The sequence below is a fragment of the Pseudomonas sp. 05T35 genome, from assembly GCF_056396605.1.
The window spans coordinates 1-9,855 of sequence record NZ_JBFTLU010000132.1 but is presented as its reverse complement, the minus strand read 5'-3'; the positions used below and the strand labels follow the sequence as shown (position 1 = coordinate 9,855).

The window sequence follows — 9,855 nt, the reverse complement described above, 5'->3', positions numbered from 1 at the left end:
TCGCAGTCGCCCGCAACACCCTTGCCTCTGGCTAACACTTCCCCTTGCCGGGTGTGTAGAGGACTTTCACCTCCAAGTCACCAGCGTGGCCACCACAGCCAAACTGGTTGCGCTTGCGCGCAACGCGCCATGCCTGGCGCACCCATAAAAAAACCCGCACCCCTTTCAAGGCGCGGGTTCTTTCATTGCATCAGCAGATCAACGCTCCAGCAGAATCCGCAGCATGCGACGCAGCGGTTCGGCCGCGCCCCACAGCAGTTGGTCGCCGACGGTGAAAGCACCGACGAACTGCGACCCCATGTTCAGCTTGCGCAGACGGCCAACCGGTACGTTCAGGGTGCCGGTGACCTTGGTCGGGCTCAGCTCCTGCATACTGATTTCGCGCTGGTTCGGCACCAGCTTGACCCATGGGTTGTGCTGGCTGATCAGCCCTTCGATATCGGCGATCGGTACATCTTTGTTCAGCTTGATGGTCAGCGCCTGGCTGTGGCAGCGCATGGCGCCGATGCGCACGCAGATGCCATCCACCGGGATCGGGCTCTTGAAGCGACCGAGGATCTTGTTGGTCTCGGCCTGGGCTTTCCACTCTTCGCGGCTCTGACCGTTCGGCAGCTCTTTGTCGATCCACGGGATCAGGCTGCCGGCCAATGGCACGCCGAAGTTTTCGGTCGGGTAGGCGTCGCTGCGCATGGCTTCGGCGACACGACGGTCGATGTCGAGGATGGCGCTGGCCGGATCGGCCAGTTGATCGGCAACAGCGGCATGGGTCACACCCATTTGCTTGATCAGCTCACGCATGTGCTGCGCGCCGCCACCGGAGGCCGCCTGATAGGTCATGGCGCTCATCCACTCCACCAGACCGGCTTCGAACAGACCGCCCAGGCCCATCAGCATCAGGCTGACGGTGCAGTTGCCGCCGATGTAGTTCTTGGTGCCCGCGTCGAGCTGCTGGTCGATGACCTTGCGGTTCACCGGGTCCAGAACGATCACCGCGTCATCCTGCATGCGCAGGCTGGAAGCGGCGTCGATCCAGTAACCCTGCCAGCCGGCTTCGCGCAGTTTCGGGAAGACTTCGCTGGTGTAGTCGCCACCCTGGCAGGTCAGAATCACGTCTAGGGTTTTCAGCTCTTCAATGCTGTAAGCGTCCTTGAGCGGAGCAATATCCTTACCCACGGACGGGCCTTGGCCACCAACATTGGAAGTGGTGAAAAACACCGGCTCAATAAGATCGAAATCCTGCTCTTCCAGCATCCGCTGCATGAGCACGGAACCGACCATACCGCGCCAACCGATCAGACCTACACGTTTCATCGCAACTACACCTTTTACAAAAAGTGGGCTCGCTTGCCGGCATCAGCGACAAGCGGGGCCAGAGAGATTACAGATTCCGCAGCGCTGCGACTACTGCGTCGCCCATTTCCTGCGTACCTACTTTCGCGCAACCCGGCGACCAGATGTCCCCTGTGCGCAGCCCTTGGTCCAACACCAGGCTGACGGCCTTTTCGATAGCGTCCGCGGCCGCAACCTGGTTGAAGCTGTAACGCAGCATCATCGACACCGACAGAATCGTCGCCAACGGGTTGGCAATGCCTTTGCCTGCGATGTCCGGCGCCGAACCGTGGCACGGCTCGTACATGCCTTTATTGTTGGCATCCAGCGAGGCCGACGGCAACATGCCGATGGAACCGGTGAGCATCGAAGCTTCGTCGGACAGGATATCGCCGAACAGGTTGTCGGTGACGATCACGTCGAACTGCTTCGGTGCACGCACCAGCTGCATGGCGGCGTTGTCGACGTACATGTGGCTCAGCTCGACGTCCGGGTAGTCCTTGGCCACTTGCTCGACGATTTCGCGCCACAGCTGGCTGGACGCCAGAACGTTGGCCTTGTCGACCGAGCAGAGTTTCTTGCCGCGTACGCGCGCCATGTCGAAACCGACGCGGGCGATACGGCGGATCTCGCTTTCGCTGTATGGCAGGGTGTCGTACGCCTGGCGCTCACCATTCTCCAACTCGCGCACACCACGTGGCGCGCCGAAGTAGATACCGCCGGTCAGTTCACGGACGATCAGAATGTCCAGGCCTGCGACGATTTCGGCTTTCAGGCTCGACGCTTCAGCCAGTTGCGGGTACAGGATCGCCGGGCGCAGGTTGCCGAACAGGCCCAGTTGCGCACGAATCTTCAACAAGCCGCGCTCTGGACGAATGTCACGTTCGATGGTGTCCCATTTCGGACCGCCCACCGCCCCCAGCAGCACCGCATCGGCAGCGCGCGCACGGGCCAGGGTTTCGTCGGCCAACGGCACGCCGTGCTTGTCGATGGCGGCGCCGCCGATCACGTCGTGGCTCAGTTCGAAATCCAGTGCGAACTTGTCGTTGGCCAGTTCCAGCACCTTGACCGCTTCGGTCATGATTTCCGGGCCAATACCGTCACCTGGGAGAATCAGAATCTGCTTGCTCATGCGTTCCTCATGTCATCAGTCGGCGCGCTCATGGGCGCGCCCGGAAAAATTCCAGCGCTTGGCGCTTATCGTTCAGCCATCAGCACCAGCACATCGGTGCTGAACGAACCATCGGCTTCAATCTCGAAATACTCGCGAACTTCATTGCCCATCGCCTGTTGCAACTCGCGGATCGCTACGCGCAACGCTTGGGGTGTACGCATGCGCTCGACCCAGGAGTTGTACTCCAGGCGCAGCCGCTGGCGCGTGGTGCTACGGGTATGCAACCCCGCCTCGCTGACCTGACGCAACCACTCCCCGGCGGAATAATCGCGCACGTGGCTGGTGTCGCGCAGCACCTCAACACTTTGCAGGTAAGTGTCGAACAACGGACTGCCCGGCGACAAGACATCAATGAACACTGCTACCCCACCCGGCTTGAGCACCCGGCGCACTTCGCGCAGGGCCAGGCCAAGGTCGCTCCAATGGTGCGCCGAATAACGGCTGAAGACGAAATCAAATTCACCCTCGGCAAACGGCAGGCGCTCCGCTGCACCCAGCACGGTAGTCACATTGTTCAGACCACGATCAACCGCGGCGCCAGCCACCACGTCGAGCATCTGCTGCGACAGGTCGTAGGCGATCACTTCCTTGACCAGCGCAGCCACCTGAAAACTCACATGACCGGCGCCACAACCCAGGTCCAGCACTCGTGCATCACCGCGACCTGCCAGTTCGGCCTGTAGCAACGCAAACTCGGTGCCCTGGGCGTGTACTGCGCTGCTCAGGTAAGCGGCAGCCTGTTCACCGAATTGCTTTTGTACGACGTCGCTGTGGTGGGCGGTGCTGGTCATGGTGACTTCCTTAAGGGGGTGAGTCTTGGGGTGTTTATTGGGGCCTCATCGCGAGCAGGCTCGCTCCCACAGGGGTTTTGTGAACGCCGCACATCCAGTGTGGGAGCGAGCCTGCTCGCGATGGCTTTGTTACGCCTTACGCAAAATCACGCGTCGCGAAACAACCACGGCTGGCTGGCGCGGTGCCTGGCTTCGAACGCAGCAATCGCATCGCCGTCCTGCAAGGTCAGGCCGATATCGTCCAGGCCGTTGAGCAGGCAGTGTTTGCGGAAAGCATCGATTTCGAAGCTCAGGACCTTGCCGTCAGGACGGGTCACGGTCTGGGCCTGCAAGTCGATCTGCAACTGGTAGCCCGGGTTGGCTTCCACTTGCGCAAACAACTCGTCGACTTCAGCGTCGCTCAGAATGATTGGCAGCAAGCCGTTCTTGAAGCTGTTGTTGAAGAAGATGTCGGCGTAGCTCGGCGCGATGATGCTGCGGAAACCGTACTCTTCCAGGGCCCATGGCGCGTGCTCGCGGCTCGAACCGCAGCCGAAGTTTTCCCGGGCGAGCAACACGCTGGCACCTTGATAACGCTCGGCGTTGAGCACGAAGTCCTTGTTCAACGGACGCTTGGAGTTGTCCTGATACGGTTGCCCGACATCCAGGTAACGCCACTCATCGAACAGGTTCGGACCGAAACCGGTGCGCTTGATCGACTTCAAGAACTGCTTGGGAATGATCTGGTCGGTGTCGACGTTGGCACGATCCAAAGGCGCGACAAGACCAGTGTGCTGGGTAAAAGCTTTCATGCTGCGCTCCTTCAGATCAATTCACGGACGTCGACGAAACGGCCGTTGACAGCGGCGGCGGCGGCCATTGCCGGGCTCACCAGGTGCGTACGGCCACCGGCGCCCTGACGGCCTTCGAAGTTACGGTTGGAGGTCGATGCGCAATGCTCACCAGACTCCAAACGGTCCGGGTTCATTGCCAGGCACATCGAGCAACCTGGCTCACGCCATTCGAAACCGGCCTCGAGGAAGATCTTGTCCAGCCCCTCGGCTTCGGCTTGCGCCTTCACCAGGCCCGAACCCGGCACCACAATGGCTTGCTTGATGGTCGAGGCCACTTTGCGGCCCTTGGCGATCACCGCCGCAGCGCGCAAATCTTCGATCCGCGAGTTGGTGCAGGAGCCAATGAACACGCGATCCAGTTGAATGTCGGTGATCGCCTGATTGGCGGTCAAACCCATGTACTTCAAGGCGCGGACGATGGAGTCGCGCTTGACCAGGTCCATCTCTTTAGCCGGGTCCGGCACGTTCTGATCGACGGCGAGGACCATTTCCGGGGAAGTGCCCCAGCTGACTTGCGGCTTGATCTGCGCAGCGTCGAGCTCAACGATGGTGTCGAACTTCGCGTCCGCATCGGACACCAGGTCTTTCCAGGCTTCGACAGCCATATCCCATTCAGCGCCTTTCGGTGCGAACGGACGACCCTTGACGTAGGCAACGGTCTTTTCGTCAGCGGCAACCAAACCAACTCGCGCACCGGCCTCGATGGACATGTTGCAGATGGTCATGCGGCCTTCGACCGACAACTCGCGAATTGCGCTACCGGCGAATTCGATCGCGTGGCCGTTACCGCCGGCGGTGCCGATCTTGCCGATAACAGCCAGGACAATGTCCTTGGCAGTCACGCCGAACGGCAATTTGCCTTCAACGCGGACCAGCATGTTCTTCATTTTCTTGGCGACCAGGCACTGGGTGGCGAGCACGTGCTCGACCTCGGAAGTGCCAATACCGTGAGCCAACGCGCCGAAAGCGCCGTGGGTCGAGGTATGGGAGTCACCGCAGACCACGGTCATGCCCGGCAAGGTTGCGCCCTGCTCCGGGCCGATGACGTGGACGATGCCTTGACGCACGTCGTTCATCTTGAATTCGACGATGCCATATTCGTCACAGTTGTCATCGAGGGTCTGAACCTGCAAACGCGAGACTTCGTCAGCGATGGCAGCAATGCCGCCCTTGCGCTCAGGAGTCGTCGGTACGTTGTGGTCCGGGGTCGCGATGTTGGCATCGATGCGCCACGGCTTGCGCCCGGCCAGACGCAGCCCTTCGAAGGCTTGCGGCGAGGTCACTTCGTGAATGATGTGACGATCGATGTAGATCAGCGCCGAACCATCGTCGCGCTGCTTGACCAAATGCGAATCCCAGAGCTTGTCGTAGAGCGTTTTGCCGGCCATCAGACGTTTCCTCATCAGCTTGTTTCTATGCCCCGGGCTTGAAGCAATTCAATAACCCCTTGGCTTGTGAGGTCGATCCTATGGGGTTACATTAAATAACTCAAATTCATATTTTTTATGCTTTGGATAACCAACTGGAATACAACCATGGACCTGGCCAACCTCAATGCTTTTATAGCCATCGCCGAGACCGGCAGCTTTTCCGGCGCGGGCGAACGGCTGCACCTGACCCAGCCAGCCATCAGTAAACGCATCGCCGGGCTGGAGCAGCAGCTCAATGTGCGGCTGTTCGATCGACTGGGCCGGGAAGTCAGCCTGACCGAGGCTGGACGCGCCCTGTTGCCGCGCGCTTATCAGATTCTGAATGTGCTGGATGACACGCGCCGGGCGTTGACCAACCTGACCGGCGAAGTGACTGGCCGCCTGACACTGGCGACCAGTCATCACATTGGCCTGCACCGCCTGCCGCCCTTGCTGCGGGCGTTCACCCGACGCTATCCCGAGGTCGCGCTGGATATTCAGTTCCTCGATTCGGAAGTCGCCTACGAGGAAATTCTTCACGGCCGCGCCGAACTGGCAGTGATTACCCTGGCACCCGAGCCGCACACGCTGGTGAAAGCCACGCCGGTATGGGACGACCCGCTGGACTTCGTGGCGGCCCCCGAACACTCGCTGATCAGCAACGGCGCAGTCAGCCTGGCCGATATCGCCCGCCATCCGGCGGTTTTTCCCGGCGGCAACACCTTTACCCACCACATCGTGCAACGACTTTTCGAAGCCCAGGGGCTGACACCGAACATCGCGATGAGCACTAACTATCTGGAAACTATCAAGATGATGGTTTCCATTGGCCTGGCCTGGAGCGTATTGCCGCGCACCATGCTCGACGATCAAGTGGCACGCATTCCTTTACCGGGCATACAACTCACTCGCCAGCTAGGCTATATCGTGCACACCGAACGGACGCTGTCGAATGCTGCACGGGCTTTCATGGCCTTGTTGGACGCACAAATCGATTTGCCACGGACTCACGGCTAAGTTGTGCTAATCCTTTAAGGTCGAAAATCCCAGCGCCAAACACCCAATTCAGCCCAAGGCTTGTTACCCATGCCCAAATCTGCTGACCGCACTCGCTCACGCACGCCCCCAATGCCGCGCATTCAGGCGCTCGACCCGCGGACCTCGGAGCAGATTTGGGAGAGCGCACCACAACTGCTCGCCGCCTTGAACGGTGCACGTTTGGGCGCCTGGTACTGGGACATTGAACGCGGGCTGATCAGCTGGTCGCGGGGGACTCAAGCCCTGTTCGGGTTTGACCCCAAAAAACCACTGCCGGCCGACATGGAATACCTGGATCTGTTGCCGGTGGAGGATCGAGCCAAAACCCTGCGAGCCTTTAACGCCGTAGTGGCCGGCGCACCGCTGGAACAAGCGATGCATCACCGGGTCCGCTGGCCCGACGGCAGCCTGCACTGGCTGGAGATCAACGGCAGCCTGATACCGGATAAACAAGGCCGGCCACGGATGATCGGGGTGATCCGCGAGATCACCCATCAACGCCAGCGTGAACAGGCCCTGAGCAGCTCGGAGAAACGTTTCGCAACACTATTTCACCTGAGCCCGAACATGGTGTTGCTGACCCGTCAGGAAGACGGCCTGATCAGCGAAGCCAATCAATACTTCGAAAGCCTGTTTGGCTGGCCCGTGCACAGCGTGATCGGCCGCACGACGCTGGAACTGGGCCTTTGGGTAGACCCGCAACAACGCGCCAAACTGGTCAAGGCAACCAAGGCCAAGGGTGAACTGGTCAGCATGGAGGTGCAGTTTCGCGCCAGCAACGGCCAGGTCCACGATGGCATTCTCAGCGCGCAAAAGGTTGAACTCGAAGGCCAGCCCTACCTGCTCAGCACTTTCCTCGACACCAGCGAACGCAAACTCGCCGAGCAAGCGCTCAAAGACAGTCAGGAGCGCCTGGACCTGGCCCTCGACTCGGCGCAACTCGGCACCTGGGACTGGCACATCCCCAGCGGCATGCTCTATGGCTCGGCCCGCGCCGCGCAGTTGCACGGCCTTGACCCGGTGCCCTTCCACGAGCCCTTCGATGCGTTTTTCGAAGGCGTGCCGGACGACGAGCGCGACAGCATGCGCGACGCCTATCGCAGCTTGCGCGAAGGCCCTGCCGGCAATTATCAACTGACCTACCGCGTGCAATTGCCCGACGGCAGTTCGCGCTACCTGGAAAGCCGTGCACGGCTCTATCGCGATGAGTCCGGCGCGCCCCTGCGCATGGCCGGTACGTTGCTCGACATCACCGACCAGGTGGAGCGCGAGCAGCGCCTGATCACCTCCGAAGAAAAATTCGCCAGCCTGTTCCAGGTCAGCCCGGACCCGATCTGCGTGACGCGCCAGGACACCGGCCAGTTCATCGAGATCAACCCCGCCTTCACTCAGACCTTCGGCTGGACCACCACCGACGTCATCGACCGCAGTGCCGACGAGATTGGCCTCTGGGACGCTTCGGTGAAGCGCCAGCAACGCATCGAGCAGGTGATTCGCGAACAGGCGCTCAACAACGTCGCAATCATCGTTCACCACAAGGACGGGCAACCCTTGACCTGCGTGATTTCCAGCCGTCAGATCAGCGTCGGCAACGAGCCATGCATCGTGACCACCTTGCGTGACATCACCCAGCAACAGCGCTCCGAGGCTGCACTGAAGGCCAGTGAAGAGAAATTCGCCAAGGCGTTTCACTCCAGCCCCGACGCCATCACTATCACCGAGCGCGACAGCGGACGCTACCTGGAGGTCAACGACGGCTTCTGCCGCTTGACCGGCTATCGCGCCGACGAAGTAGTAGGTAAAACCGTTTATCAGGTCGGCATCTGGGCCGAAGAAAAACAACGCTCAACCCTGCTGGCCGAGTTGAAAGCCAAAGGCCGGGTGCATCACCAGGAAATGCTTGGTCGCAACAAACGCGGCGAAATTCTCACCGTCGAGGTCTCGATCGAACCCATCACTCTCAACGAAACCGCCTGCCTGCTGATGACCGCCCGGGACGTCAGCCTGCTGAAAAACGCCGAAGCGCAGATCCGTCACCTCGCCTACCACGACCCACTGACCAATCTGCCCAACCGCGCCCTGCTGATGGATCGCCTGAGCCAGCAGATCGCCCTGCTGAAACGCCACAACCTGCGCGGCGCCTTGCTGTTCCTCGATCTCGACCATTTCAAGCACATCAACGACTCGCTCGGGCACCCGGTGGGCGACACCGTGCTGAAAATCATCACTGCGCGCCTCGAAGCCAGCGTGCGCATGGAAGACACTGTGGCGCGACTGGGCGGCGATGAGTTTGTGGTGCTGTTGAGCGGTCTGGAAGGTACACGCAACGAGGTCAGCGAACAGGTTCGCCAACTGGCTGACACGATTCGCGAGTTGCTGTCCGAGCCGATGTTCCTCGACGGTCAGCGCCTGCAAGTCACCCCGAGCATCGGCGTGGCCTTGATCCCCGATCACGGCTCAACCCCGACGGACCTGCTCAAGCGYGCCGACATTGCCCTGTACCGAGCCAAGGATTCGGGACGCAATGCCACGCAGATGTTCCACAACACCATGCAAAAAGCCGCCAGTGAACGCCTGCGGATGGAAACCGACCTGCGCCTGGCCCTTTCGCGTGGTGAGTTCAGCGTGCAATACCAGCCTCAGGTGGACGCCCTGGACGGTCGCATTATCGGTGCCGAAGCCTTGGTGCGCTGGCGCCACCCGCGACTGGGGGAGCAATCGCCCAGCGAATTCATCAAGGTACTGGAAGACAGCGGGCTGATCCTGGAGGTCGGCACCTGGATCCTCGATGAGACCTGCCAGGCCTTCAGGCAATTGATCGATAGAGGCCTGATCGATCCGCTGAACTTCAGCCTTTGCGTGAACATCAGCCCACGGCAATTTCGCCAGAACGACTTTGTCGAACGGATTGAACAAACCCTGAGCAGCCACGGACTGCCGTATTCGCTGCTCAAACTGGAGGTCACCGAAGGCATCGTGATCCAGAACCTGGACGACACCATCAGCAAGATGCGTCGCCTGAAGAAACTTGGCGTCAGCTTCGCCATGGACGACTTTGGCACCGGCTACTCCTCGCTCACGTACCTCAAGCGCCTGCCGGTGGACACCTTGAAGATCGACCAGTCGTTCATCCGCGATGCGACCAGCGATCCGAACGACGCGGAAATCATCCGCGCGATCGTGGCCATGGCCCGCAGCCTGGAATTGACGGTAATTGCCGAAGGGGTCGAAACCACCGAACAGCTCGATTTCCTGCAAGGGCTGGGCTGCCACTTGTTTGT

7 protein-coding genes are annotated in these 9,855 nt (G+C 60.5%); 2 read left to right on the top strand and 5 right to left on the bottom strand.

What is annotated here, in order from left to right:
* Nucleotides 1-198: 198 nt before the first annotated feature.
* The 5 genes from asd to leuC all read right to left on the bottom strand — a co-directional run bounded on the left by asd (nt 199) and on the right by leuC (nt 5,515).
* Entirely contained in the window at nt 199-1,311 is a 1,113-nt protein-coding gene (asd, locus tag AC1DH9_RS12625) for an aspartate-semialdehyde dehydrogenase (RefSeq protein WP_054596622.1), read from the bottom strand.
* Between the two features lie 67 nt (nt 1,312-1,378).
* Nucleotides 1,379-2,461 carry a 3-isopropylmalate dehydrogenase gene (gene leuB / locus AC1DH9_RS12620; RefSeq protein WP_401119237.1) on the bottom strand — a complete coding sequence of 361 codons (1,083 nt, stop codon included), beginning with the start codon at nt 2,459-2,461 and terminating at the stop codon, nt 1,379-1,381.
* Between the two features lie 65 nt (nt 2,462-2,526).
* A complete protein-coding gene (locus AC1DH9_RS12615) occupies nt 2,527-3,294 on the bottom strand; it encodes a class I SAM-dependent methyltransferase (RefSeq protein ID WP_427544092.1) in 768 nt (255 codons plus the stop codon).
* Between the two features lie 146 nt (nt 3,295-3,440).
* Complete coding sequence (gene leuD, locus AC1DH9_RS12610) at nt 3,441-4,085, bottom strand: 3-isopropylmalate dehydratase small subunit (protein WP_054596619.1); 645 nt, start codon at nt 4,083-4,085, stop codon at nt 3,441-3,443.
* Nucleotides 4,086-4,096: 11 nt separating this feature from the next.
* Nucleotides 4,097-5,515: a 3-isopropylmalate dehydratase large subunit gene (gene leuC / locus AC1DH9_RS12605; RefSeq protein ID WP_427544095.1), complete on the bottom strand. Its 1,419-nt coding sequence runs from the start codon at nt 5,513-5,515 to the stop codon at nt 4,097-4,099.
* 147 nt (nt 5,516-5,662) lie between these two features.
* Between leuC and AC1DH9_RS12600 the strand changes: the two genes are divergently transcribed.
* Nucleotides 5,663-6,553, top strand: a complete 891-nt coding sequence (locus AC1DH9_RS12600) for a LysR family transcriptional regulator (protein ID WP_145022637.1) — start codon at nt 5,663-5,665, stop codon at nt 6,551-6,553.
* A 69-nt stretch (nt 6,554-6,622) separates the two neighbouring features.
* The coding region (locus AC1DH9_RS12595) for a PAS domain S-box protein (protein WP_477808253.1) at nt 6,623-9,855 on the top strand (3,233 nt) is incomplete at its 3' end.

Excerpts from the sequence above, each read along its gene's own strand:
- asd (WP_054596622.1), bottom strand. The coding sequence starts at position 1,311 with ATGAAACGTGTAGGTCTGATCGGTTGGCGCGGTATGGTCGGTTCCGTG.
- leuB (WP_401119237.1), bottom strand. The coding sequence starts at position 2,461 with ATGAGCAAGCAGATTCTGATTCTCCCAGGTGACGGTATTGGCCCGGAA.
- AC1DH9_RS12615 (WP_427544092.1), bottom strand. The coding sequence starts at position 3,294 with ATGACCAGCACCGCCCACCACAGCGACGTCGTACAAAAGCAATTCGGT.
- leuD (WP_054596619.1), bottom strand. The coding sequence starts at position 4,085 with ATGAAAGCTTTTACCCAGCACACTGGTCTTGTCGCGCCTTTGGATCGT.
- leuC (WP_427544095.1), bottom strand. The coding sequence starts at position 5,515 with ATGGCCGGCAAAACGCTCTACGACAAGCTCTGGGATTCGCATTTGGTC.
- AC1DH9_RS12600 (WP_145022637.1), top strand. The coding sequence starts at position 5,663 with ATGGACCTGGCCAACCTCAATGCTTTTATAGCCATCGCCGAGACCGGC.